A 24310-nucleotide genomic window follows, 5' to 3' on the forward strand; every position below is an offset into this window, starting at 1 on the left:
CATCCGGTCCCTTTTCGTGCTGAACGGGGTCGTTACTTCTTACCCTGTGCGGCGACGGCCGCGGCTCCGGCCGCGGCGGCATCGGGGTCGAGGTATTCGCCCGGTCCGAGGGGCAGCAGGTCTTCGCCGAGGCGGTAGACGAGCGGGATGCCGGTCGGGATGTTGAGCTCGGAGATGTCGTCGTCGCTGATGCCCTCGAGGTGCTTCACGAGTCCGCGCAGCGAGTTGCCGTGCGCTGTGACGAGCACGGTCTTGCCGGCGCGCAGGTCCGGAACGATGCCGCTCTCCCAGTAGGGGAGCATGCGGTCGATCACGAGCTTGAGCGATTCGGTTCGGGGGATGTCGCCGTCGATTCCGGCGTAGCGCGGGTCGGAGACCTGGCTGAACTCGTCGTCGTCGGCGATCTCGGGCGGCGGCACGTCGAACGACCGGCGCCACAGCATGAACTGCTCGGGGCCGAACTCGGCGAGGGTCTGCGCCTTGTCCTTGCCCTGCAGCGCGCCGTAGTGACGCTCGTTCAGGCGCCACGTGCGGGTCACCGGGATCCACAGGCGGTCGGCGGCATCGAGCGCGATGTTGGCCGTCTGGATCGCACGGCTGAGCACAGAGGTGTGCAGAACGTCTGGCAGCAGACCCGCCTCGGCGAGAAGTTCGCCGCCCCGCTTGGCCTCGGCCTTGCCGAGGTCCGTCAGGCGCACATCGACCCAACCGGTGAAGAGGTTCAACTCGTTCCACTCGCTCTGGCCGTGGCGGAGCAGGATCAACGTATAAGGCTCGGTCATGCGCCCATGATATCGGCGCCGGGTGAAGGACATTCCCGACATCATGGAGGGATGACCGCGCAGCGCCCGCCCGCACACCGTCCTCCTGCGGGTCGCCCCGTTGGGCAGACGACGCGCGGGACGACGGGCACGAACAGGCTGAGGCGCAACGACCGGTATCTTGCGGAGCTGCCCGCCCTGCGCCGAACGGACGATCCGCTCGTCGTCGATCTCGGATTCGGGGCCAGTGCGGTGACGGCGCTGGAACTCTGGACGCGCCTCGCGCGGGTGCGCGCCGACGTCGAGGTCGTCGGCGTCGAGATCGACCCCGAACGCGTTGCACGGGCACGCGAACAGCTCGCGGCGGTGCGCGCGGGCAAGACATCCTTCGCACCTGACGCCCGAGCCCGCTTCGAGCTCGGTGGTTTCGAGCTCCCCCTCCCCGGCGGACGACGGCCCGTCCTGGTTCGGGCGATGAACGTGCTGCGCCAGTACGAAGAGGAGCAGGTCGCGGATGCCTGGGCCCTGACATCCGCTCGACTCCAGCCCGCGGGTGCGCTCATCGAAGGCACCTGCGACGAGGTCGGCCGTGTCTGTTCCTGGGTCGATGTGAACCCCGGAAGCGAGCCGGTCCGGTTGACCATCGCGCTGCGGCTCGCCGACCTCGATCTGCCCTCGATCGTCGCCGAGCGTCTCCCCAAAGCACTCATCCACCGCAATGTCCCGGGTGAGCGTGTGCACGCCGTGCTCTCCGCGCTCGACACGGCATGGACCCGAGCCGCGCCCTTGGGCGTCTTCAGTCCCCAGCAACGCTGGATCGCCGCGGTCGAAACGCTACGAGCAACGGGCGTGCCGGTGCTCGGCGGACGCACCCGGTGGCGGCTGGGTGAACTGACCCTGCCGTGGTCGGCCGTCGCTCCCGGCTGATGGGCGACGTCAGAGACGCGGGATAGCGGCACGCGCCTGATCGGCGGGCATGCCCGCACCGATCAGAAGATCGACGACGAACGGTCGCAGTGCGGCGATGAGGTTCTGATCGCCGAAGCCTGCGCCCGGCACCACTTCGGTGGGATCGAGATGGTGCGCGATCCCGGCGAGGGCCTCTTGAGCGACGGGCTCGAGGGAGATGTCCGCCAGCGATTGCTCCACGAGCGAAGCCCCCCGACCGAGCGTCATCACGAGATCCGCGGCAACGGGACGCGGCACACCGTCATCCACGAGATAGGCCGTCCGCCGCGCGACAACACGCAGGTTCCGGGTCGCGAGGTCCATGGCGGCCAGCACGCGCTCGGCCCGCGCCAACTCTGCCCGGCTGGTCCAGAGCCAGGGCGAAATGCGAGCGATGGCCACGGAAGACTCCAACGTCTCGCGCCACGCCCGGACGAGCGGGTCGAGCGCGCGCGCCTTCTGCAGCCCGCGCTCGGCACGGGCACGGTCGCCCTGGCGCAGCGCGATGGCAAGGCTCATCACGGCGCCGTCGAACGCGCGGAACAGCGTCGCCACGTCCCGACGCGCTTCGCCCCGTGGACTGCGCGGGATCAGCGCCGTAGCCAACAGGGCCGCCACTCCCCCGACGACGCCGTCGAGCATGCGTGAGAACGGCACACTCGTCGAGGCGGGGATGATCAGCACGATGAGGGACTGGATCGCGGCGGCGATCGCAAAACTCGCCTGGGGCGAGAGGAACCGTGCCACCACGAGGGTCACCGCCAGGGCGAGCCCCACCTGCCACCATCCCCGTCCCGCGACGAGCAGCAGGACCTCGGCGATCAAAATGCCGAGGATCATCCCGACGACCGTTTCGAGAACCCGACGCGGGCGGGCATCGCGCACGAGTCCCAAGCTCGCGACGGTCACCGTCCCGGCGAGCAGGGGGGTCTGATGTCCCACCACGAAGTAGGCGAACGCGTACGCGGCGGTCGCCGCGACGACGATCTGGATGATCGGCAACGCGGAGTTCTGAACGCGGCGTACGCCCGGTCGCGGATCGAAGCGGTCACGCAACCTCACCGGAACGGCGGTCGTGATGGGCGGAAGCGGTTCCTGCCTCGGATCGTCCGAACCGGAACGACCGGCGGCGCCGGTCACGCGCGGGCGCGCGCCGATAGCCGCGGCAGGCGCGGGACGGATGCCTCGGCTCCCGCTCCCGGCGGGACGATGACCTCCTGCGCCGCGAGCACGGTCTCGTCACCCGCCGCGACGGTCAGAGTCGCGTCGATCGGCAGGGTTCGCTTGACTACGGCGAGCGCGATCGGGCCGAGCTCGTGGTGGAGCGCGACCGACGTAACGCGCCCGACCTCCGTGCCGGCCAGCGAGACGGGCGCACCCGGCTCGGGCAGAACCGCGTCGCTGCCGTCCAGGTGCAGGAACACCAGGCGGCGTGGCGGATGGCCGAGGTTGTGGACCTTGGCGACGGTTTCCTGCCCTCGGTAACAGCCCTTGTCGAGGTGAACGGCCGAACGCAACCAGTCGAGTTCGTGGGGCAGCGTGCGCTCATCGACCTCGTTGGCGCGGCGGGGGCGCCACGCCGCGATGCGGAGCGCTTCGGCGGCGATCAACCCGGCGGCCTCGACGTCCGCGGCGCGGGGGATCGCGGCGGCGATGTCGGCCGCAGCATCCGTCGTCACGATCGCTTGGCGCCAGTTCCAATCGGCACCGGGGTGGGGGCCCGCTGCGTACTGGTGTCCGCCCACTGCCACGTGCGACCAGGGATCGATCCACACGAGCGACACACCCGCGGGTGCGTGGACGTGGGGCGCGATCAGGGCCTCGGCCATGCCTCCACCGAACGAGCCGAGCACGGTCATGTCGGCTTCATGCGTCACGACCACCTGGGCGCGGAAGACCATCCTCTTCAGCCAGGTCGCGAGCGCTTCGACGCTGGTCGCGTCGACGATGAGCCACGTCGTCACCCCGTCGTCCAGGACGGATGCCGCGTGCTCCACGTGTCCGTGCGGGTCGAGGACGAGCAGCTCGGTCGCGCGCCCCGGCTCGAGACGCGCCAGGTGCTGCGACGTGATCGAGTCGAGCCAGGTCAGGCGATCGGCGCCCGTCACCGACAGGACGACCCGGTCACCAAGGTGGACGATCGCGCGGCCCTCGGCGAGCAGTCGCTGCTCACGCAGGAAGGTGCCGAAGTGCAGCGGCGCTCCCCCCGATTCGGTCGGAGTGGCCGACTCGTCGGTGACGGCACCCGGGAGCGCGGCGAACGGAGACGTCATCACTCGGCCTTCGCGAGACGCGCGGACGCGTGGCTGCGCAGTTCGTTGCCGAGCGCGGCGATATCCCACGCCCAGAGCAGGTGGCCGTCGACGAGCCCGTACAACCGCGTTGCGGCGGCGTAGTGCTTGGCACCCGAGGGGCGCACGACGGCGTCGGTCGCGAGATCGATCCGCGGTCCTGTCACATGCCCCAGGTACAGCTCGGAGATACCGTCCGAGTGGACGATCGCAGCCTCGATCTCGAAGCCGCCCTCGGCAGAGCGCAAAGCCTCGACATCGTCGACCGTTCGCGCGGGTGCGGGCGAGCGAGCAGGAAGCAGACCGGGACCGGCGTCGGCGTCACCGAGAGTGCGGGCGAGACGCCAGTACCCCGTCTCGGCGACCAGCTGCACGCCCGAGCCGTCCTCCGCAGACATCCAGGCGCTCGCGGAGTAGTTGAGGTAGTCGCCGCCGTCGTGGCTGAAACTCACACGATGGGCGAACTCACCCGCGTAGCGGTGACCCGCTGCCTCGTAGTCGATCACGCCGGTTCCCTCCCACACCCCGACCAGCCACGAGAGCGGTACGAGGTCGGCGGGTAGGTCGGTCGGCAGATCGATCACGATCGGGCCGCTCAGCGCTGGCCGCGATAGAGGTTGACGATCACCACGCCCGAAACGAACGCGATCGCCAGCGATGCCAGTGCGAGGAGACCCACGAAGAAGATCTCGAGAGCGAGGAGGTCCATGCTCATACTCTAGCCCGCCACGGCCTGTCCGGATCAGCCAGGAATGCCGGATCAGCCAGGAATGATCGTCGCAAGGCCGACTCCGGCCGAGACGATGCCGAGCGCCAGCAGCGCACCGAGCACACTCGCGGCCACCCGCCGGATGAACCCGGTGGATCGCCCGTAGGCCAGCTGCACACCGAACGAGACCAGCAGGCTGGCTGCAAGGGCAAGGACGAACCATTGCGCCTGGTAAGCGGCGGGCACAAAGATCGCCACGGCGATCCCGGCGAGGAGGGCCGCGATCCAGACCGCAGCAATACCGCCGACGCTCGAGCGGGGAGCGAGTTCGGGTGCCGACATGCCTTCATCTTCCCCCACGGGAGGCGAGCGCGCGAGCCCGCCACGACCCACGGGCCGTGGCATTCCCGCGGTCGGCGTAAGATGGGGGGCCACGACGGCCCTGGGGGCGTCGCCCGAGAGGAAACGCGTGGCCCAACTGCTCGTCCTGAGTTCCGCACACGGCAGCGGTCCCGTTCTGCCGTCCCTGGAACTCTTGAGCCACCGAGTCCGGCAGATTCCCGCCGAACCGGCACAACTCGTGAACGCACCGAGCGCGGACGTCATCTTCGTCGACGCACGAACCGACCTGGTCGGCGCGAAGTCCCTCTGCAAGATCCTCAATACGACCGGCCTCGACGCGCCGCTCATGCTGGTCGTCACGGAGGGCGGTTTGACCGCGGTCAGCACCGACTGGGGCGTCGATGACGTCATCCTCGTCAGCGCGGGCCCCGCAGAGGTCGACGCGCGCGTTCGCCTGGCCATGGGACGGATGACGCAGGAGCAGGTCTCGACCCGCATCCAGACATCCGGAATCACGATCGACGAGTCCTCGTACTCGGCGAAGGTCCACGGAAAACCCCTCGACCTGACGTACAAGGAGTTCCAGCTCCTGCACTTCTTCGCCACACACCCCTCGCGGGTCTTCACCCGCGAGCAGCTGCTGAGCGAGGTGTGGGGCTACGACTACTTCGGCGGCACCCGCACCGTCGACGTACACGTGCGGCGCCTGCGCGCCAAGCTCGGCGACCTCGAGCAGCTCATCGGCACGGTCCGGAACGTGGGCTATCGGTTCAACGTCTACGAAGACGACCAGCTTCCCACCGGCAGCGGTCGCAAGGGCTGACTCCCGGGGGCCATCCGGTTTACCCGCTGGACACCTGCGCCCTGCAATGATGGAGCATGCTCGAATCCTCGATCCTCGACGCTGGTCTGGGCGATGCCGACGATGACGACTTCGATGAAGCCGTCGAGGCGTTCGACTCACAACTCCCCGAGAACAGATATCTCGACCGCGAACTGAGCTGGCTCGCGTTCAATCAACGCGTCCTCGAGCTCGCCGAAGACCCGACGGTGCCCGTTCTGGAGCGTGCGAACTTCCTCGCGATCTTCGCCAGCAACCTCGACGAGTTCTTCATGGTGCGCGTCGCGGGGCTCCGTCGCCGAATCATCACGGGCCTCGCCGTCCCGACGAATGTCGGCCGGTCGCCCTCGGACGTCCTGGCCGACATCTCAGCGGAGGCCTACAAGCTCCAGCTGCGTCACGCCGAGGCATGGCGCTCGGTCGTGCAGCCCGACCTCGCGGCGGCAGGCATCGAGGTCGTGACCTGGGATGCCTTGGGCGATGAAGACCGCCTCGCCCTGTACGAATATTTCCAGTCGCAGGTGTTCCCGGTGCTGATGCCGCTGGCGGTGGACCCCGCGCATCCGTTCCCCTACATCTCGGGCCTCTCGCTCAACCTGGCCGTGCGCATCCGCAACGCCCGCACCGGCCGCCAGGAGTTCGCGCGCCTGAAGGTCCCCCCGATGCTGCCCCGGTTCGTCGAGGTGCCGGGCGCCGCGAGCGCCGGACGCGGACGCTACCTGCCGCTCGAGGATCTGATCTCGAACAACCTGGTCGACCTCTTCCCGGGTATGGAAGTGCTCGATCACCATGCGTTCCGCCTGACGCGCAACGAAGACATGACGATCGAAGAGGACGAGACCGAGAATCTCATCCAGGCCCTCGAGGCCGAGCTGCTGCGGCGCCGGTTCGGGCCGCCGATCCGCCTCGAGATCACCGACGACATGGACGAAGTGACGCTCGGGTTGCTCATCCGCGAGCTCGACATCACCGAACAGCAGGTCTTCCGTCTGCACGCGCCGCTCGACCTGCGCGGTCTGTTCGACCTCTCGCGGATCTCGCGCCCCGACCTGCACTACCCGCCGCACCTGCCGACCACGGCGCTGGCTTTCCAGCCGGGCGACAACAACGAGCGCGCCGACATCTTCGCGTCCATCCGCCAGGGCGATGTGCTGGTGCACCACCCGTACGAGTCTTTCGCGACGAGCGTTCAGGCGTTCCTCGAACAGGCCGCGAAAGACCCGCATGTGCTCGCGATCAAGCAGACGCTGTACCGTACGTCGGGTGACAGCCCGATCGTCGAGGCACTGATCGACGCGGCCGAGGCGGGCAAACAGGTGCTCGCGCTGGTCGAGATCAAGGCCCGCTTCGACGAGGCCGCGAACATCGTGTGGGCCCGCAAGCTCGAGAAGGCGGGCGTGCACGTCGTGTACGGCCTCGTGGGATTGAAGACGCACTGCAAGCTGGCGCTCGTCATCCGCGAAGAGGGCGGTGTGCTGCGTAGCTACAGCCACGTCGGCACGGGAAACTACAACCCCAAGACGAGCCGCATCTACGAAGACTTCGGCCTGTTCACCGCCGACGACCAGGTCGGTCGTGACCTGACGCGCCTGTTCAACGAACTCTCGGGCTATGCGATCGAGAAGAAGTTCAAACGCCTGCTGGTCGCCCCCCTGCATCTCCGCAAGGGTCTGCTGCGCCTGATCGACAAGGAGCGTCGCAATGCGCTGGCGGGTAAGCCCGCGCGCATCCGCTTCAAGGTCAATTCGATGGTCGACGAGCAGATCATCGACGCCCTCTACCGCGCGAGCCAGGCGGGTGTCCAGATCGAGATCTGGGTGCGGGGTATCTGCTCACTCAAGCCGGGCATCCCGGGCGTCAGCGAGAACATCACGGTGCGCAGTATCCTCGGCCGCTACCTGGAGCACTCGCGCATCTTCGCGTTCGAGGCCGGCGGCGACCGTCAGGTCTACATCGGCAGCGCCGACATGATGCACCGTAACCTCGACCGCCGCGTCGAGGCCCTCGTGCGCGTTGTCGCGCCCGCGCACCTGAAGGAGCTCGACGACCTGTTCGATCTCGCAATGAGCGACGGAACCAGCTCGTGGTGGCTGGGACCCGAGGGCGAGTGGATTCGCCAGAGTACGGATGCCGACGGTAAACCCCTCGTCGACATCCAAGACAAGACGATGCACGACGTCCAGCGCCGCCGCCGCGCGCGGGCGGTCCGATGACGGACACCGCCGTTTACGCGGCGGGCGCGGTGATCTGGCGGCTGGTCGAGGGCAAGCTCCATATCCTCGTCATCCACCGCACGGCATACGCCGACGTGACCCTACCCAAAGGCAAGGTCGATCCGGGCGAGATGCTGGCCGAGACGGCTGTGCGCGAGGTGTTCGAAGAGACCGGTATCCGTGTCGCCCTTGGCATCCCGGTAGGGGTTTCGCGTTATCGGATGCCGAACAAACGACAGAAGATCGTGCACTACTGGTCTGCAGAGGCGACGGATGACGCGATCCGGGCCTCGCGGTTCGTGCCGAACAAAGAGGTTGCGGCCCTCGAGTGGGTCACGCCCAAGCGCGCGCGGACCTACCTCAGCTACCCCGTCGATCTCGAGATTCTCGACGCCTTCATGAAATTCGTCGACGACGGAGTGCTCCACACGTTCCCCCTCATCGTGCTGCGACATGGCAAGGCGGTCGGCCGGGACACCTGGAGCGGAACGGATGCGTTGCGTCCGCTGACCGCGCGCGGCACCCGCCAGGCACACGCGATCGTCGGACCACTCCTCGCATTCGGGGCGCGCAGGGTCATTTCATCGGACGCGGTGCGCTGCGTGACGACCGTCACCCCCTTCGCGGCCGCGCTCGGCAAACCCGTGTGGCGCACGGAATTGATCAGCCAGGATGCCTGGGAGCAGGGCCGGGCGGACATCCGCACCATCGTGGGTAAACGCGTGCGCTCGGGAAAGCCGGCCATCCTGTGCAGCCACGGGCCGGTGCTGCCCGAGATCATGAGCGAAATCGCTCTGGCGACCGGCACGCTGCGCGGGTCGTATCTCGGCAGTGCCTCGACGCTGGATTTCGCGGCATTCTCGGTCGTGCACCTGTCGGCCACGAACCCCGGATCGGGCATCGTCGCGATCGAAACACACACCCCGAAAGAGTGAGCTCGCAGCCCGAAAGCACGCTGCTCGCGGGAGTGCGAGTCGCCTGGCAGACGGTGCCGCTCGAGAGGACCCGCCGGGATGTTGCAGACACCCTGATTGCGCGCATCGCGACCGCGTCGACGGGCGGCCCGGTCGTCGTGAGCCGACGGTGCGAGCGCTGCGGCGCCACCGACCACGGACGCCCCGTCGTCACCGGGGCACCGATCCACGCGAGCGTGTCGTATACGGCCCGCCTGGTGGTGGTCGCCGTCACGGACGCCTGCCGGGTCCTCGCGCTCGGAATCGACGCCGAACGCGCGGGGAACAGGGTGCGTCAGGACGGATTGCGGGGGCTCATCACCCCGGGGCAGCACACCTCGCTCCGCCACTGGACGCGCGTCGAGGCGGTGCTGAAGGCCGACGGCCGCGGCCTCGCCGTCGAGCCCGCCCGGGTCCGCATCGAGCGGACGCTGCGGGGAGTCCACGGGAGCATCGCCGGCGACGGTGCGACAGACGGTGCGAGAAACGGTGCCCTCGGCATCCGTCCCCGTCTGCTGCGGGTGCGCGGACCGCGCGGCGTCGTGATCTCGCTCGCGGTCGCCTCAGCGTGAGGCCGGACGCAGCGTCGGCAGCGGTGTCTGCGACAGCCAGCTCATGAACAGATCCGCCAGAGGTTCGTCGGCGATCGCCTCCGCGCACACGACGAAGTCCTCGCTCGTCACGAGACCGTGTCGGTGGTCGGCGCACCAGCGACGCAGGATCTCGAAGAACGTCGTGTCACCCACCCGCAGGCGAAGGGCATGGAGGGTCAGCGCGCCGCGCTTGTAGACGCGGTCGTCGAACATGAGGTCGGGCCCGGGGTCGGACAGCAGCAGATCCTGCGGCAGCGCCCGCAGGATCGTATGGTGCGCGGCGGCGCAGGCCTCGACGGACGGGCCACCGGAGGCCTCGGACCAGATCCACTCCGCGTAGCAGGCGAATCCCTCGTTCAACCAGATGTCGCGCCAGTGCGCGAGCCCGACGCTGTTGCCGAACCACTGATGAGCGAGCTCGTGGGCGATGAGACGCTCTTCCGAACCGTCGAGATGATTCGAGCCAAAGGTTGCCATCCCCTGCGCCTCGAGCGGGATCTCGAGGGCGTCGGCCGTCACGACGACGTCGTAGCGTGCGAACGGATAGGGACCGAACGCACGCTGGAAGACCCGCATCATGTCCGGCAGATCGGCGAAGGCCGCTGTGACAGGAACGACAAGCGCCCGCGGGTGATGCACCGCTCCCGGAACACCGTCGAGATCGACGAGAGTTTCGGCATAGTGACCGATCTGCACCGCCACCAGGTAGGTCGGGGTCGGCGCAGGCTGCTCGAAAACCCACGTCGCCGCAGCACCCGCACGCGCAAGCGAGACGCGCTCGCCCGTCGCGATCACACCGTAGGCGCCATCCGTCGTCACGGAGATCCGGTACGTCGCCTTGTCGTCGGGCCGATCGTTGCACGGGAACCACGTCGGTGCACCGGTCGGCTGGGCGGCGACGAGGGCGCCATCCTTCAACTCTTCCCACCCGATCGTTCCCCACCGCGACCGGCGCGGTGCCGGCGCCCCGGCGTAGGTGATCTCGACCGAGAACCGCTCGTCGAGCGCGATCGGAGCACTGGGGGTCACTCGAACCATCCGCGGGCCCTGGCGATACGCCGTGCGGCGGTCGCCGTCGACACGCACCTTCGAGGCGCGCAGGCCCACGAGGTCGACCGCGAACGAGCGGAGCGGATGCCGCGCCACGGCGTTCATGACAACGCGACCCGAGAGCCGGTTGGTCGACGGCTTGTAGGTGATCTCGATGTCGTACGACTCGACGTCGTACGACAGGTCCCCGCTCTGCGGGGCGTAGGCATCGGGCGCCGGCAGCTGAGCGCCGGTCATCGCGCGGCCATCAGTGCGAGCTCGTCTGGTACGAGCGAACCTTGACCGCGCGCCACGGGCCGATCGGGTTGCCGCTCCACCGGCTGCCGACCGGCACCGTCTCGCCGCGCATCACGAGCGACGCGGGTCCGACCGTCGCGTGAGCGCCGATCGATGCCGCGGGCAGGATCACGCTGTGCGGGCCGAGCGTTCCGCCGGGTTCGATCGTGACGACATCCATGCTCATGATCCGATCATGGAACAGGTGCGTCTGCACAACGCAACCCCGGTTGACCGTGGATGCATCGCCCAATGTCACGAGGTCGGGCTCGGGTAGCCAGTAACTTTCGCACCAGACACCGCGCCCGATCTTGACGCCGAGCGAGCGCAACCATACGGCGAGCGCGGGCGTGCCGGTCGCCGCGCGGGCGAACCAGGGCGCCGCGACCATCTCGACGAAGGTGTCGGACACCTCGGTGCGCCAGACGAAACTCGACCACAACGGCTTCTCTCCCGCGTGGATGACGCCCACGAGAGCCCACTTTGCGAGCGTCGAGACACCCGCCGCGGCCGCGCCGGCGACGAGCATGACGATACCCGACAGCAGCACCGTCACGATCGCGCCGAACGTCTGCACGAGCAGTGCGAGCACGAACACCACACCGAGACCGATCGCGCACGTCACGATGACGGGCACGATGCGGCACAGCTCCCACAGGGCGCGGGCGATCCGGAGAGCCGTACTCGGCTGATAGGTGCGACTCTCATCGGCGTCGCTCGAGACCCGGCGCAGGCGGACGGCGGGCGAACCGAGCCACGAGGTACCGGGTTTTGCCTTGAGTGGCGCCGCTGACAGCACGGCTACCAACCCGCCCTTCGGCACACGATGACCCGGTGCCGCCATACCCGAGTTGCCGAGGAACGCACGTTTGCCGATCTTCACCGGCCCGATCCGCATCCATCCGCCGCGCAGCTCGTAGGACGCGACCATAGTGTCGTCGGCGAGGAATGCGCCATCTTCGATCGTCGTCATCGCGGGGATCAGCAGGACGGTGGATGCCTCGACATCGCGGCCGACGTGTGCTCCGAGCATCCGCAGCCAGACCGGTGTGAACAGGCTCGAGTAGAGCGGGAACAGCGTCGTGCGCGAGGAGTCGAGCAGACGCTCGATCGTCCAGGCGCGCCATCCCCTCGCGCTCCGCACCGGGAAGGTGCCCTCGGCAAGACCCCATTGCAGCAGGCGGACCCAGATGACGACGGATGCCGCGAACACCAGCCCGGTGACCAGCACAGCGGGCACGAGCCAGGCGAACGCGGCGAATGCAGCCGCCCCGAGCGAGTCCGCGCCGCGCATGCCCGCCGCCAGAACGAGCGCGCCGGCCGCGAAGGCGACCAACGGCAGCAGGGCCAGCAACGCGGACGACGCGGCGTAGGCCCACAGCCACCGAGTGGGCGCGGGCGGGCGCTCACGCGGCCAATCCTCGGCGGCGCCACCGACTCGCTCAGCGGGTGAGCCCGCCCACCGCTGGTCGGCGCGCACCCGGCCGAAGACAGCGGACCCGGGCGCGATCTCGGCACGGCGGCCGATCCGCGTGCCCGGGGCTAGCGTGCTCCGCGCCCCGATCGTCGCCTGCGCCCCGATACGCACCTCGCCGATCCGGACGACGTCGCCGTCGATCCAGTAGCCCGTCAGGTCGACCTCGGGCTCGATGCTCGCGCCGTCGCCGATCTGCAGCATTCCCGTGACCGGGGGAAGGGTGTGCATGTCGACGTCGCGGCCGATCTTCGCGCCGAGTGCGCGGGCGTAGTAGCTGATCCACGGCGCCCCGGCGAGTCCGACCGCGTCGACCTGATCGGCGATCTGCTCGGCGAGCCACAGGCGGATGTGCACGTGTCCGCCGCGGGGGTGGTCGCCCGGCAGTACCCCGGCGAGCAGGATGCGCGCAGCAACGGCCGAGATCGTCATCCGTCCGAACGGGGTCGCGAAGATCAGCAGCGCGGGAACGAGCACCCACCAGTCCACGATGGGGAGCGCCTCGAAGCCGGGCACGAGGTGCAACAGGGCACTGCCGGTCAAGAGGTAGAGCAGCCAGCGAACCCCGCTCAGGATGAACAGCGGAACGCCCATGATCGTCTGCAAGATCTGCGTCGAGCGGGGTGTCGGTGTGGGCTCGCGATAGGTCCCTGCCACGTCGTCGCCGAGCGGCCCGAGCGCCTTCGCCATCGCGCCGAGGCGCGGCAGGTCATAGATGTCGGCGACGGCGAACTCCGGCGAGCGCACCCGGATGCGCGAGACCAGCTGGGCCGCGGCGAGCGACCCCCCGCCCAGGTCGAAGAAGTCGGCGTCTGCATCGGGAACCGACACCCCGAGCACCGCCCGCCACTGCTCACCGAGCCATGCCTCGACGCCGGTCAGCGTTGATTCCTCGGCCGGCATACCGGCCAGAGGCCAGGGCAAGGCGGCCTTGTCGACCTTGCCCGAGGTGCGCACCGGCAGGTCGTCGACGACCGCCAGCAGCGGCACCATCGGCGCGGGCAGGGTCGCGGCGAGTTCGGCGCGGGCCGGCTGGCGCTCGAACCCCTCGTCTACGACGAGGTAGCCGACCAGGATGTCGACTCCCGCATCCGTCCGCCGCACCGCCACCGCGGCGCCCCCGACGTGGGGCAGAGCCTGCAGCGCGGACTCGACCTCGCCCAACTCGATGCGGCGACCGCCGATCTTGACCTGGTCGTCGGCGCGTCCCTGAAAGACGAGACCCGCGGGGTCGTAACGGACGAGGTCACCCGAGCGGTAGGCGCGGTCCCAGCCGAGCGAGGGCATCGGGGCGTACTTCTCCGCGTCCTTTGCGGGGTCGAGATAGCGAGCGAGGCCCACTCCCCCGATGATCAGTTCGCCGACCTCTCCTTCGGCGACCGCGGCACCCTCGGCATCCACGACCGCGAGCGCCCAGCCGTCGAGGGGCAGCCCGATCCGCACGGGCGGCTCGCCCGTCAGCAGCGCCGCGCACGCGACGACCGTCGCCTCGGTCGGGCCGTACGTGTTCCAGACCTCGCGGCCCTCTTCGGTCAGGCGGGCGGCGAGTTCGGGCGGGCATGCCTCGCCGCCGAAGATCAGCAGTCGAACGTTCTCGATCGACTCGGCGGGCCAGAGGGCGGCCAGCGTCGGGACGGTCGACACGACCGTGATCTGCTGACGCACGAGCCAGGGGGCGAGGTCTTCGCCCGACCGCACGAGCGCGCGCGGCGCGGGCACCAGGCAGGCTCCGTGCCGCCAGGCGAGCCACATCTCTTCGCACGACGCGTCGAACGCGACCGACAGACCCGCGAGCACACGGTCACCCGGACCGAGCGGGTCGCCCTGCAGAAACAGCGCAGCCTCGGCATCGACGAAGGTCGCGGCAGAACGGTGACTGACAGCCACGCCCTTCGGCGTTCCGGTCGAACCCGAGGTGAAGATGACCCACGCGTCGTCGTCCGGAGCCGGTGGCGGCACCGTGACGACCGCGTGGGTGCTCGGGTGCGGCACGTCATCGCGGAAGAGGGCGGATGCCTCGGGCTCAGCATCCACGACCGTCGGCCGGAAATCACCCGACCCTTCGATCACACCCCGCACAGCCGCCTCGCCGAAGACGAGCACCGTGCGCTCTTCGGGATCGTCGGCGTCGACCGGCACGTACGACGCCCCGGCGGCGATCACGCCGAGGATCGAGATGTAGAGCTCCTTCGTGCCCGACGACATCCGCACGCCGACCCGGTCTCCCCGCCGCACCCCCGCCTCGTGCAGCCGCGCGGCCGTCCGGCCCACGCGCGCCATCATCTCGCGATAGCTCAGGGCCCCCGACCCGTCGTCTATTGCGGACGCCTCGGGGTAGCGCTCGGTCGTCGAGCGCAGAATGTCGAGGAGCGTGCGCTCGGCCGGTGCGTGGGCACGCCGGTCGAGCTCCGGCTGGCGCGACGGGGTCGCGGATGCCGGGGCGGCGAGATCGGTCACGTCAGCTCGAGAGGAGGTCGATCAGCTGCGCCTTGGTCAAGCGCGAGTAGCCGGTGCGTCCGGACTCCCGGGCGCGGACGCGCAGGTCGGCGACAGACAGGCCAGCGAGGTCCGGGGCGGCAGCGGCGGACGCATCGGATCCTTCCCCGGGTGCCGCGGCGGGGTCGCTGTGCTCCGGCTCGTCCGCCGGAACGTCCCCCGGCTCGAGAGCTGCCACGGCCTCGTCGGCCTCGTCGGCTGCGCGACGGGCTGCCTTGTCCGCCTTCGCGGACGCCTTCTTCAGGGCCTTGGCAGACGCGGCTTGTTCCTGTGCTTCCGCCTCCGCCCGCGCAGCATCAGCCGCGGCACGCTCGGCCGCGGCCCTCAGTACAGCCTTGCGCTCGACCTTCGCGAACGCGGCCGCCATGGCCTTGCGTACCTCCGCGGCGGCGTCCTTCGCCTTGGCCGCGACCTTTGCGGGCTTCTTGCGCAGAGTCTTCTTCGAGACATCCGCTCGTGCTTCCGCCTCGGCCGCGAGCTCGCGCACCTTCTCGGCTGCCTTCGGCGGGAAGTCCTTCGCGGCCTTGCGAGCCTGCTTCGCGACCTTCGCCGCGTCGTCGATCGCCGCTCGCGCGGCCTGCTCTTTTTCGCTGGTCTGGGGCATGCCGCACAGCATATTCCGCCCCGGTGAACGCTCCCGCCGCGCCCGATCCCGTTCACCTTCCGTTCACCACTCTGGCCCACTCTCTTAAGGCGTCGCTCCTACCGTCGCTGTGTGCCCTGCACCGGGACACGTCCTGTCAACGGATCGAACGGAAACACAGTGAAGATCACCCGAATCTCGCGGATTGCGGCCATCAGCGCCGTCGCCGCCCTTGCCCTTGCCGGCTGCGCCTCGAACGAGGCCGGCGGCAGCACGAGCGAACAGCCCAACGAAAGCAACCTCACCGGCGAGCTCGTCGGCGCAGGATCGTCCGCGCAGGAAGTAGCCGTCCAGGCCTGGTCGGCCGGCTTCCAGATGCTCAACGAGGGCGTCACCGTCAGCTACGACCCGTCGGGCTCCGGCGCCGGCCGCGAGTCATTCCAGGCCGGAGCCGTCGGCTTCGCCGGCTCGGACCGCGCGTTCACGACAGACGAGATCGCTGAAGGACCCTTCGACGGCTGCGTCGAAGGCACGGGCATCATCGAGATCCCCTCGTACATCTCTCCGATCGCGATCATCTTCAACATCGATGGCATCGACACCTTGAACATGGACCCGGCGACCATCGCGGGCCTGTTCGCCGGCACGATCACCAACTGGAACGACCCGGCGATCGCCGCTCTCAACGAGGGCGTCACCCTTCCCGACCTGGCCGTGACGCCGGTGCACCGCGCCGACGACTCGGGCACGACCGAGAACTTCACCGACTACCTCGCCCAGGCCGCACCCGAGGTGTGGACGTACGAGGCCGACGGCGAATGGCCCGCCACCCCCGTCACCGGCGAGGCAGCTCAGGGTACGTCGGGTGTCGTCTCCGCCGTCGAGGCGGGACAGGGCGCGATCACGTACGCCGACGCGTCGCGCGCAGAGGGCTTCGGCACTGTCGCGGTGCAGATCGGCGAAGAGTTCGTCTCATTCTCGCCCGAGGCCGCTGCCGCGATCGTCGACCTCTCGCCCCGCGCCGAAGGCCGCACCGACGGTGACCTCGCCATCGACCTCGACCGCACACCCGACGAGGCCGCGTACCCGATCGTCCTGGTCAGCTACATGATCGCGTGCGAGGAGTACGTCGACGCCGCCACCGCGCCGCTGGTCAAGGGCTTCCTCGAGTACGTCATCAGCCCCGAGGGCCAGGACGAGGCGGCAGCAGCAGCCGGCAGCGCCCCGATCTCGGACACGCAGCGCGACAACATGCAGGCCGCTCTGGACCTCATCGTCGTCGAGTAATACCCATGGCCGGCCCGCGAACAATCGCGGGCCGGCCATACCTCTCACGCCGCCAGGCAATACCGAGAACAGGATGAGATGACCACCACCGCGCCCCCCGCCGTCAAGGCGAAGCAGCGCCCAGGCGACCGCTGGTTCTCGGGAACCGCCCTCTTTGCTGGATCGATGATCCTCGTCACCCTCGCGGCCGTGACAGTGTTCCTCGTGATTCAGTCGCTTCCCGGCATCTCGGCAACGAGCGAGGATGCCTCCATCCTCAGCACGAATTTCTGGGACTACGTCTGGCCTCTCCTGTTCGGAACGATCTGGGCATCATTCCTTGCCCTGCTGATGGCCGTGCCCCTCTCGGTGGCCGTCGCCCTCTTCATCTCGCACTACGCCCCGCGTCGACTCGCACAGGGCCTCGGCTACATCGTCGACCTGCTTGCAGCGGTTCCCTCGGTCGTTTTCGGCCTCTGGGGGATCCTCGTACTCGCGCCGGCCGTTCAGCCCATCTACACCTGGCTCGTCGACAACGCGGGATGGTTCCCCCTCTTCGCCGGCCCGGTTTCCAGCACAGGCCGCACGATCTTCACCGCCGCAATGGTGCTCGCCGTGATGGTCGTGCCGATCATCACCGCCATCTGCCGCGAGATCTTCCTCCAAACCCCGATCCTGCACGAAGAAGCCGCGCTCGCCCTCGGCGCAACGCGCTGGGAGATGGTCCGGATGGCCGTCTTCCCCTTCGGCCGCAGCGGCATCGTGTCCGCATCGATGCTGGGGCTCGGCCGCGCCCTCGGAGAGACGATGGCGGTTGCCCTGGTGCTCTCCGCAACCGGCATCGTCACCTTCCGGCTACTCACTCCTGAGAACCCGAGCACGATCCCGGCGAACATCGCCCTCACGTTCCCCGAGGCCTATGGCACGAACATCAACGTGCTGATCGCCACGGGGCTGATCCTGTTCATCGTGACATTCGCGGTGAACGCCCTCGCGCGATACATCGTCAACCGCCGCAAGGAATTCTCGGGAGCCAACTGACATGACCCTCACGACTGCTCCCTCGTCTTCGACCGCGCCCGCGGCGTCCAGCGGACTCACCAACGGTCGCCTTCCCCAGGGCTCCCCCTGGGGCGTCCTCGCCCTCAGCGCTGTGGTCAGCGCCATCCTCTTCGCCGTACTCGGCATCGCCAGCGGCGCCGGGTTCAACATCGCCGGCTTCGCCGTCGTCGCCGTGCTGCTCTACCTCGTGCTCATCACGGTCATCTCGAGCATGGTCGAGGGACGCCGAAAGGCGGTCGATCGCCTGGTCACGGGAATCGTGACGGCGGCCTTCGCGCTGGCAATGGTGCCTCTCATCTCGCTCGGCTTCACCGTCGTCACCAACGGTGTCGCGGGTATTTCCGCTGACTTCTTCACATCGTCGATGCGCAATGTCGTCGGTGACGGCGGCGGGGCGCTGCACGCGATCATCGGCACACTTCTCGTCACCCTGGCTGCGGCCATCATCTCGATCCCGATCGGTCTGTTCACGGCGATCTACCTCGTCGAGTACGGGCGCGGAAAGCTCGCGCAGGGCATCACGTTCCTGGTCGACGTCATGACGGGTATCCCCTCGATCGTCGCCGGTCTGTTCGCCTTCGCGGTGTTCGCGCTCTTCTTCGGTCCGGGCATCCGGCTCGGCATCATGGGCGCCGTGGCACTGTCGGTCTTGATGATCCCGGTCGTCGTTCGCTCCAGCGAAGAGATGCTGCGACTCGTTCCCAACGAGTTGCGCGAAGCGTCATACGCGCTCGGCGTGCCCAAATGGCTCACGATCGTGAAGGTCGTTCTGCCGACATCCATCGCCGGCATAACCACCGGAATCATGCTCTCGGTCGCGCGCGTCATTGGTGAGACCGCTCCCCTGCTGATCACGGCGGGTGTGACGACCTCGATGAACTACAACCTCTTCGAGGGGCGCATGATGACGCTGCCCGTGTTCGCGTACTCGCAGTACATGAACCAGGGCATCCCGGCCGAGGCCTACATCAACCGCGCCTGGGCCGCGGCGTTCGTCCTGATCGTCATCGTGATGGCACTCAACCTCATCGCCCGCCTCATCGCACGCCTCTTCGCTCCGAAGTTCGGCCGCTGACCCATCCCGCCTCCACCTGAAACATTCTGAGGAACACGTGTCCAAGAGCATCGAAGTCCACGATCTGAACGTCTACTACGGCGACTTTCTCGCCGTCGAGGGAGTCGCCCTCGAGATCGAACCCCGGAGCGTCACAGCCTTCATCGGTCCGTCCGGATGCGGCAAGTCGACGTTCCTGCGCACCCTCAACCGCATGCACGAGGTCATCCCCGGCGCCTACGTCGAGGGACAGGTTCTGCTCGACGGTGCCGACCTCTACGGTCCCGGAGTCGACCCGGTGCTCGTGCGTCGACAGGTCGGCATGGTGTTCCAGCGCCCCAACCCGTTCCCGACCATGTCGATTCGCGAGAACGTGCTCGCCGGCGTCAAGTTGAACAACAAGCGCATCAACAAGAGCGACGCCGACGCCCTCGTCGAGAAGTCGCTCACGGGGGCGAACCTCTGGAACGAGGTCAAGGATCGCCTCGACCGCCCCGGCTCCGGTCTCTCGGGTGGGCAGCAACAGCGCCTGTGTATCGCCCGCGCGATCGCCGTATCGCCGGATGTGCTGCTCATGGACGAGCCGTGCTCGGCCCTCGACCCGATCTCTACCTATGCGATCGAAGAGCTGATCGGCGAGCTGAAGTCCGAGTACACGATCGTCATCGTCACGCACAACATGCAGCAGGCCTCGCGCGTCTCCGACCGCACTGCCTTCTTCAACATCGCGGGCACCGGCAAGCCCGGCAAGCTCATCGAGTACGACGACACCCGCACGATCTTCACCACGCCGACCGTCCAGGCAACCGAAGACTACGTCTCGGGTCGCTTCGGATAGTCCTATTCGCGCGGCGACAGCAGGTACGCGTTAAGCGCGTCGGTCAGTTCGTGATCGAGCGGCACATCCACCTCATCGATCCGTCGAATGGGAGCCGCCAGACGCACGCTCGACACGAGCCATCCGACTTCCGCCGCTGCCAGCTCACTCGTGCGCACATCACGATAGACGGTTGCAAAACCTTGCCCCTCGAGCCACGCGAACGCGCTCAGCTGGGTCGTGCCGTGCAGGATTCCCCCCGTTGGCTCCGGGGTGACGAACACGTCGCCGAAACGCAGGATGACGGATGCGGTGGGTGCCTCGAGCACGAACCCGTCCGACGAGACGAAGATCGCATCGTCCGCGCCGCGCTTGTGCGCCTCGCGCAACGACGCCATGTTCACCGCATATGACAGGGTCTTCGCGCCGAGCAGCAACCACGGTGCGCGGGCGGGCGCGTTCAGGTCGAACCCTCGGTCGAGCGTGACGACAGCGATCCCCTCGCGCCGTGGCCTCGAGAAGTCCGCGGCGTCGGCCGCGGTGACCCAGGCTGTCGGCGCGGGCCCATGCTCGACCCCACGGCTCAGAATGGTCTTCACGACCCACTCCCCCGGGCCGCATAACGCCGCGGCGGCATCGATGGCCTGACGCCACTGCTCAACGTTCGGCATCGGCAGATCGCAGATCTCGGCCGAACGCACGAACCGCTCCAGATGCGCCGCGACCTCTTGCGGGTGACTGTCGACGACACCGATCGATTCGAAGATGCCGTCGCCGCGCTGGGTACTCAGCTCACCGACGCTGAGCGCCGGCGCGGACGCGTCCACTTGTGTGAAGGTCGCCGAGAAGTCGGATCGGGTGTCGTCGGATGCCGTTGGCTCGATGATGAGCGCGAAGCGCGTTGCCATTCTCCGAGCCTACGGCGCCCGGTCGGAATAGCCGCCGCGAGGGCTGCGTTACACTGGAACAGCCGGGCCGCAGTAACCCCGGGCTCCATAATCTGCCGCTCCGAGCGGCTCCGCGCCGTGAGGCGTTCTGCGGCCCGGCACTTCTCTGCCCGCAGGCCAGGCGGCGCTCAGTTCAGCGTGTCGCGCCGCCACAGCGAGGCCGCCGCGGTCAGATCTGCGGCGAATGCCGACAGTCTGAGTGCCCGCGCGGTGAGGTCTGTCGCACGCTCTGGCTCGGTACGTTCGTAGTCGTCCGCGAGCCGGGTCGCGCCATCCGCTTCGATCCGGCAGAAGGCAGCCGCGCGGTCGAGCGCGACACCGAAGTCACCCTCGAAAACGCCGCGCAAGATCTTATCCGACAGCTCAACGAGCTCTTCCGGGCCAGCGGGGGCGGGAGCACCCGCGACGACGACGTCCGCCGTTGACAGCTCCACTCGCCCGCGCTCGAACAGGAGGGCAGCGGTCCGAGGGTCGTCATGGATCATGAGCTGCAGCAGGTACAGGCGCCACAGCGTTCCGGGGAGGGTCCGCGCGGGCGAGCGCGACCACAGCTCGGCGATGTCGTGGATACCGTGCAGATCGGTGAACTGCACGAGGCGGTCGACCACCGAGGCATCCGGCTCCTCGCGAACGCGCGAGAGGAGCGCCGCGGCGGTCGAATGGGCGACGCGCGAAACCTCGGCAGGATCCTCGGTGCCGAACAGGCGGTCGAAGACGTCGGAGGGGCGTCGTACCGGCTTGTGGAATCCGGGGCCGGTGGCGTCACTCATCCATCCAGGCTACCCGCGACGTATGGGACGAGAGCCGCCGGAGCGTTCGCGCGCCGCGCAACTCAACGCGGGCAGAGAACGCGTCAGGCCGTGGGAATAGCGAGGATCGGATCGCTCGTCGGCTCACCCGTCGGCGAGCCGCCCGCGGGCTCGACAGTCACAGCGATGATATCGCCGGGGCTCATCGATCCGGCCAACAGCGCGGTCGCATCGCCGTCACCCCCGGCCTCGAACACACCCGCGGCGATCGCACCCGAATCCCGCACGAACCAGAGTTCATAGCTTTGGTCATCGCTCAGCGTGGGCAAGCCGTCCGAGACGAAAACCACCTCACCGACGGACTCCGACCAGTGGACCGTCGCTTGGCCCCCGTCTGCAAGCGTCGTCGACGCTTCTTGACCGTCGGGCGCTGCCTCGATGCGCTCGAGGGCCACCACCGCCACCGGGCGATTCAGCTGCTGCGCGAGGACGACCGCTCCGCCGCCGACTCCGACGAGAAGGACGAGGGATGCGGCGAGCGCGAACCAGGCACGCGGGCCCCAACTGCGCCGACGCGGCTCGTCCGGGACGGCGGCCGGGGACTCCAGACTCGAGGCGGGAGCGGCGACCTGTGCGGGATGATCCTGCTGCACCGAGGCGATCCGCGCCAGCAGATCGGTGCGCAGGGCAGGGGGCGGCGACACTTCGGCGACGGAGTCCGAGAGCGCGGCGACCGTGGCGGCATCCGAATACGCGTGGTGCTCCCACTCGGGATGCTCCGCGAGGGCGGCGACGAACGCGGCCTCGTCCTCGGGGCTCAGCGCGTTGAGCGCGTGTCCCGCGGCCAGTTCTGCGAATTCGTGCTCGTTCATGTCGTCACCCCCAATTCTCCTCTGAGACGGGTCAGCCCGTCTCGCATTCTCGTCTTGACCGTTCCGAGCGGCGCCCCGACGAGGGCCGCGATCTCGCTCTGACTGTAACCCCCGTAATACGCGAGGGTGATCGCTTCCCGTTGGGCATCGGGAAGGGTCTCGAGCGCCTGAGCGACCCGCTGCCCTTCGATCCGAAGCTCCACTTGTTCCGCAACCCCGTCATGAGCGACCTCTATGTCTCGGAAGCCCACGCGTACGTCCCGGTCCGCACTCGCCTGCGCCGATCGCACACGATCAACGGCCCGGCGGTGAGCGATGGTAAGTACCCACGATCTTCCCTGCCCCTTGTTCGGAGCGAACTTGGCTGCGGATTGCCAGAGCTCGAGGAAAACCTCCTGCAGGACCTCTTCGCTCTGCGAACGATCGACGAGCACACGAAGGATGAGGCCGAATACGCGGGGGGAGAGCAGGTCGTAGAGGCGCGAAAATGCGGCTTCGTCGCCCTGCGAGACGCGCGACAACAACTCGCCGACATGGTCGACGCTTTCGCCGCCCTCCTCGGGCACGTCTACGCCGTCGATAACCACATGTCCCAGCATGCCTCACCTATTGCTGCGCCCCGGAATCCGGCGCGGGGTATGGACAACGGAAAAACTTTCTGCCCGATGTCCAATCCGATCGCGGAGCAGCCCCGAATGGCCCTGTGAACACCGCATCAAGCGGTGCACGGACCCCGCACCGGGGTATGTGTCCACGGGGCCTACCGGCCCCACATAGAGGAGGAACTCATGTCACGTACCAAGATGCGCCTGACCGCCGGCCTGTCGCTCGCCCTGGCGGCGACGTTTGCGCTCAGCGCTTGTTCGATGGGCGCCGAAACCGCCACCGACGACTCGATGGAAGAGCCCTCGAGCACTCCCTCGATGTCCGAAGAGATGGAGATGGACCCGGCGGCGAACCTCGTCGGTGCGGGCTGCGCTGCGTACGCCGAGCAGGTCCCGGATGGTGCCGGCTCCGTCGAGGGCATGTCTGCCGACCCCGTTGCGGTCGCGGCGTCCAATAACCCGATCCTGACCACGCTCACCGCAGCGGTCAGCGGTCAGCTGAACCCCGAGGTCGACCTGGTAGACACACTCAACGGTGGAGAGTTCACCGTCTTCGCTCCCGTCGATGACGCGTTCGCGAAGATCGACCCCGCCACGATCGAGGCGCTCAAGACCGACACGGCCACGCTGACGTCGATCCTGACGTACCACGTGATCCCCGGCCAGATCGTCCCCGATGACCTCGGCGGCACGTACACCACCGTTCAGGGTGCGGACCTCGAGGTGACCGGCAGTGGAGACAGCATCATGGTCAACGGCGAGTCCGCCGTGATCTGTGGTGGCGTCCAGACCGCCAACGCCACGGTGTACCTCATCGACACGGTGCTGATGCCCCCGATGTAATCGGATCATCGTGTGTCGCGTGATCCGGGGGGCTCACGCGACACACGCACGACCGCGGCCGTCGGAACCTACCTGCGAGGGGGTTCCGGCGGCCGCTTCCGTGCGCGCTGGTTCGCACTGACGTTCAGTAGGCTGGTGGGATACGGGCCTCTAGCTCAGTCGGTAGAGCATCGGACTTTTAATCCGCGGGTCGTGGGTTCGAGCCCCACGGGGCCCACCGCATATGATCCATCAAATCTCCTGGAAACACTGGGGTGTCGGTTGGTCACAAGGCACCGGGATTCACTTCGTCACAACAATTTGACAACAACTGAATGACGTTTTGCGGGGCCGGAAGGCTCTCGATTGTTGTCACGCGTCGTCGTCGCGTGGAGTAGCCGCTGACAGAATCGCGGCCACGTTGGATGATGCAGCCGCCGTTCCCGGCGCCTCCGACACGATGTCGAGATCGTCGTCGAACAGGTCGGCGTAGGTGTCGTCGCGGATAGTTGTCGGAGGGTGGGCGGCAGAAGCAGGACGGCGGTGCTCGCTTGGGTGGGCGCGGGAGCGATCGTCGCCGTGGGCA

Annotated in this window: 22 protein-coding genes and 1 tRNA gene; 11 read left to right on the top strand and 12 right to left on the bottom strand. The window is 68.2% G+C overall.

Going from position 1 to position 24310, the window contains the following annotated elements:
• Positions 1-32: 32 nt before the first annotated feature.
• The gene (locus ACXZ1E_RS05260; RefSeq protein ID WP_458042358.1) at positions 33-782 is read right to left on the bottom strand and encodes a phosphoglyceromutase; all 750 of its coding nucleotides are present in this window, start codon (positions 780-782) and stop codon (positions 33-35) included.
• A gap of 51 nt (positions 783-833) precedes the next feature.
• On the opposite strand from ACXZ1E_RS05260, the gene ACXZ1E_RS05265 reads away from it, so the two are divergent.
• Positions 834-1688, top strand: coding sequence for a class I SAM-dependent methyltransferase (locus ACXZ1E_RS05265; RefSeq protein ID WP_458042359.1), 855 nt, complete (start codon positions 834-836; stop codon positions 1686-1688).
• Between the two features lie 9 nt (positions 1689-1697).
• Here the strand turns inward: ACXZ1E_RS05265 and ACXZ1E_RS05270 are convergent, their stop codons facing one another.
• The 4 genes from ACXZ1E_RS05270 to ACXZ1E_RS05285 all read right to left on the bottom strand — a co-directional run bounded on the left by ACXZ1E_RS05270 (position 1698) and on the right by ACXZ1E_RS05285 (position 5051).
• Positions 1698-2711 carry an FUSC family protein gene (locus tag ACXZ1E_RS05270; protein ID WP_458042360.1) on the bottom strand — a complete coding sequence of 338 codons (1014 nt, stop codon included), beginning with the start codon at positions 2709-2711 and terminating at the stop codon, positions 1698-1700.
• A gap of 134 nt (positions 2712-2845) precedes the next feature.
• Entirely contained in the window at positions 2846-3982 is a 1137-nt protein-coding gene (gene ygfZ / locus ACXZ1E_RS05275) for a CAF17-like 4Fe-4S cluster assembly/insertion protein YgfZ (RefSeq protein WP_458042361.1), read from the bottom strand.
• Positions 3982-4584: an FABP family protein gene (locus ACXZ1E_RS05280; protein WP_458042362.1), complete on the bottom strand. Its 603-nt coding sequence runs from the start codon at positions 4582-4584 to the stop codon at positions 3982-3984. The genes ygfZ and ACXZ1E_RS05280 overlap by 1 nt, the downstream gene beginning before the upstream one ends.
• Before the next feature lie 176 nt (positions 4585-4760).
• Positions 4761-5051, bottom strand: a complete 291-nt coding sequence (locus ACXZ1E_RS05285) for a hypothetical protein (protein WP_458042363.1) — start codon at positions 5049-5051, stop codon at positions 4761-4763.
• Between the two features lie 127 nt (positions 5052-5178).
• On the opposite strand from ACXZ1E_RS05285, the gene ACXZ1E_RS05290 reads away from it, so the two are divergent.
• The 4 genes from ACXZ1E_RS05290 to ACXZ1E_RS05305 are packed head-to-tail and all read left to right on the top strand — an operon-like array spanning position 5179 to position 9630.
• Positions 5179-5874 (top strand): winged helix-turn-helix domain-containing protein, encoded by a 696-nt coding sequence (locus tag ACXZ1E_RS05290; RefSeq protein ID WP_036297825.1) that lies wholly within the window; start codon positions 5179-5181, stop codon positions 5872-5874.
• A gap of 56 nt (positions 5875-5930) precedes the next feature.
• Positions 5931-8105: an RNA degradosome polyphosphate kinase gene (locus ACXZ1E_RS05295; protein ID WP_458042364.1), complete on the top strand. Its 2175-nt coding sequence runs from the start codon at positions 5931-5933 to the stop codon at positions 8103-8105.
• Complete coding sequence (locus ACXZ1E_RS05300) at positions 8102-9040, top strand: NUDIX hydrolase (protein ID WP_458042365.1); 939 nt, start codon at positions 8102-8104, stop codon at positions 9038-9040. Before ACXZ1E_RS05295 ends, ACXZ1E_RS05300 begins: the two co-directional genes overlap by 4 nt.
• The gene (locus ACXZ1E_RS05305) at positions 9037-9630 is read left to right on the top strand and encodes a 4'-phosphopantetheinyl transferase family protein (RefSeq protein ID WP_458042366.1); all 594 of its coding nucleotides are present in this window, start codon (positions 9037-9039) and stop codon (positions 9628-9630) included. The genes ACXZ1E_RS05300 and ACXZ1E_RS05305 overlap by 4 nt, the downstream gene beginning before the upstream one ends.
• Here the strand turns inward: ACXZ1E_RS05305 and ACXZ1E_RS05310 are convergent.
• From ACXZ1E_RS05310 to ACXZ1E_RS05320, 3 genes are read right to left on the bottom strand one after another with little or no spacing between them, the layout of a single operon-like run.
• A complete protein-coding gene (locus ACXZ1E_RS05310; protein WP_458042367.1) occupies positions 9622-10938 on the bottom strand; it encodes a M1 family metallopeptidase in 1317 nt (438 codons plus the stop codon). The genes ACXZ1E_RS05305 and ACXZ1E_RS05310 overlap by 9 nt on opposite strands.
• Before the next feature lie 10 nt (positions 10939-10948).
• Complete coding sequence (locus ACXZ1E_RS05315) at positions 10949-14908, bottom strand: Pls/PosA family non-ribosomal peptide synthetase (RefSeq protein ID WP_458042368.1); 3960 nt, start codon at positions 14906-14908, stop codon at positions 10949-10951.
• 1 nt (position 14909) lies between these two features.
• Positions 14910-15551 (bottom strand): hypothetical protein, encoded by a 642-nt coding sequence (locus ACXZ1E_RS05320; RefSeq protein WP_458042369.1) that lies wholly within the window; start codon positions 15549-15551, stop codon positions 14910-14912.
• A gap of 159 nt (positions 15552-15710) precedes the next feature.
• On the opposite strand from ACXZ1E_RS05320, the gene ACXZ1E_RS05325 reads away from it, so the two are divergent.
• From ACXZ1E_RS05325 to pstB, 4 genes are all read left to right on the top strand, one after another.
• Positions 15711-16817 carry a phosphate ABC transporter substrate-binding protein PstS gene (locus ACXZ1E_RS05325; RefSeq protein ID WP_458042370.1) on the top strand — a complete coding sequence of 369 codons (1107 nt, stop codon included), beginning with the start codon at positions 15711-15713 and terminating at the stop codon, positions 16815-16817.
• 78 nt (positions 16818-16895) lie between these two features.
• Complete coding sequence (pstC, locus tag ACXZ1E_RS05330; protein ID WP_458042371.1) at positions 16896-17837, top strand: phosphate ABC transporter permease subunit PstC; 942 nt, start codon at positions 16896-16898, stop codon at positions 17835-17837.
• A 1-nt stretch (position 17838) separates the two neighbouring features.
• Positions 17839-18933 carry a phosphate ABC transporter permease PstA gene (gene pstA, locus ACXZ1E_RS05335; RefSeq protein ID WP_458042372.1) on the top strand — a complete coding sequence of 365 codons (1095 nt, stop codon included), beginning with the start codon at positions 17839-17841 and terminating at the stop codon, positions 18931-18933.
• A 37-nt stretch (positions 18934-18970) separates the two neighbouring features.
• Positions 18971-19750, top strand: a complete 780-nt coding sequence (gene pstB / locus ACXZ1E_RS05340) for a phosphate ABC transporter ATP-binding protein PstB (RefSeq protein ID WP_458042373.1) — start codon at positions 18971-18973, stop codon at positions 19748-19750.
• 2 nt (positions 19751-19752) lie between these two features.
• On the opposite strand, the gene ACXZ1E_RS05345 is transcribed toward pstB, so the two are convergent.
• The 4 genes from ACXZ1E_RS05345 to sigK all read right to left on the bottom strand — a co-directional run bounded on the left by ACXZ1E_RS05345 (position 19753) and on the right by sigK (position 22896).
• Positions 19753-20637, bottom strand: coding sequence for an aminotransferase class IV (locus ACXZ1E_RS05345; protein WP_458042374.1), 885 nt, complete (start codon positions 20635-20637; stop codon positions 19753-19755).
• Between the two features lie 167 nt (positions 20638-20804).
• Positions 20805-21446: a DNA-directed RNA polymerase subunit beta gene (locus ACXZ1E_RS05350; protein ID WP_458042375.1), complete on the bottom strand. Its 642-nt coding sequence runs from the start codon at positions 21444-21446 to the stop codon at positions 20805-20807.
• Positions 21447-21529: 83 nt separating this feature from the next.
• Complete coding sequence (locus tag ACXZ1E_RS05355) at positions 21530-22297, bottom strand: anti-sigma factor (RefSeq protein WP_458042376.1); 768 nt, start codon at positions 22295-22297, stop codon at positions 21530-21532.
• Complete coding sequence (sigK, locus tag ACXZ1E_RS05360; protein WP_458042377.1) at positions 22294-22896, bottom strand: ECF RNA polymerase sigma factor SigK; 603 nt, start codon at positions 22894-22896, stop codon at positions 22294-22296. The genes ACXZ1E_RS05355 and sigK overlap by 4 nt, the downstream gene beginning before the upstream one ends.
• A 189-nt stretch (positions 22897-23085) precedes the next feature.
• On the opposite strand from sigK, the gene ACXZ1E_RS05365 reads away from it, so the two are divergent.
• The gene (locus ACXZ1E_RS05365; protein ID WP_458042378.1) at positions 23086-23745 is read left to right on the top strand and encodes a fasciclin domain-containing protein; all 660 of its coding nucleotides are present in this window, start codon (positions 23086-23088) and stop codon (positions 23743-23745) included.
• A 144-nt stretch (positions 23746-23889) separates the two neighbouring features.
• Positions 23890-23962, top strand: a tRNA-Lys gene (locus ACXZ1E_RS05370).
• Positions 23963-24310 lie beyond the last annotated feature (348 nt).

Source organism: Pacificispira sp. HM-600 (assembly GCF_977993705.1).

Bases quoted from the DNA above. Each gene is read 5' to 3' on its own strand.
- ACXZ1E_RS05260 (WP_458042358.1), bottom strand. From the start codon at position 782: ATGACCGAGCCTTATACGTTGATCCTGCTCCGCCACGGCCAGAGCGAG.
- ACXZ1E_RS05265 (WP_458042359.1), top strand. From the start codon at position 834: ATGACCGCGCAGCGCCCGCCCGCACACCGTCCTCCTGCGGGTCGCCCC.
- ygfZ (WP_458042361.1), bottom strand. From the start codon at position 3,982: ATGACGTCTCCGTTCGCCGCGCTCCCGGGTGCCGTCACCGACGAGTCG.
- ACXZ1E_RS05285 (WP_458042363.1), bottom strand. From the start codon at position 5,051: ATGTCGGCACCCGAACTCGCTCCCCGCTCGAGCGTCGGCGGTATTGCT.
- ACXZ1E_RS05295 (WP_458042364.1), top strand. From the start codon at position 5,931: ATGCTCGAATCCTCGATCCTCGACGCTGGTCTGGGCGATGCCGACGAT.
- ACXZ1E_RS05300 (WP_458042365.1), top strand. From the start codon at position 8,102: ATGACGGACACCGCCGTTTACGCGGCGGGCGCGGTGATCTGGCGGCTG.
- ACXZ1E_RS05310 (WP_458042367.1), bottom strand. From the start codon at position 10,938: ATGACCGGCGCTCAGCTGCCGGCGCCCGATGCCTACGCCCCGCAGAGC.
- ACXZ1E_RS05320 (WP_458042369.1), bottom strand. From the start codon at position 15,551: ATGCCCCAGACCAGCGAAAAAGAGCAGGCCGCGCGAGCGGCGATCGAC.
- pstC (WP_458042371.1), top strand. From the start codon at position 16,896: ATGACCACCACCGCGCCCCCCGCCGTCAAGGCGAAGCAGCGCCCAGGC.
- pstA (WP_458042372.1), top strand. From the start codon at position 17,839: ATGACCCTCACGACTGCTCCCTCGTCTTCGACCGCGCCCGCGGCGTCC.
- ACXZ1E_RS05345 (WP_458042374.1), bottom strand. From the start codon at position 20,637: ATGGCAACGCGCTTCGCGCTCATCATCGAGCCAACGGCATCCGACGAC.
- ACXZ1E_RS05350 (WP_458042375.1), bottom strand. From the start codon at position 21,446: ATGAGTGACGCCACCGGCCCCGGATTCCACAAGCCGGTACGACGCCCC.
- ACXZ1E_RS05355 (WP_458042376.1), bottom strand. From the start codon at position 22,297: ATGAACGAGCACGAATTCGCAGAACTGGCCGCGGGACACGCGCTCAAC.
- sigK (WP_458042377.1), bottom strand. From the start codon at position 22,896: ATGCTGGGACATGTGGTTATCGACGGCGTAGACGTGCCCGAGGAGGGC.
- ACXZ1E_RS05365 (WP_458042378.1), top strand. From the start codon at position 23,086: ATGTCACGTACCAAGATGCGCCTGACCGCCGGCCTGTCGCTCGCCCTG.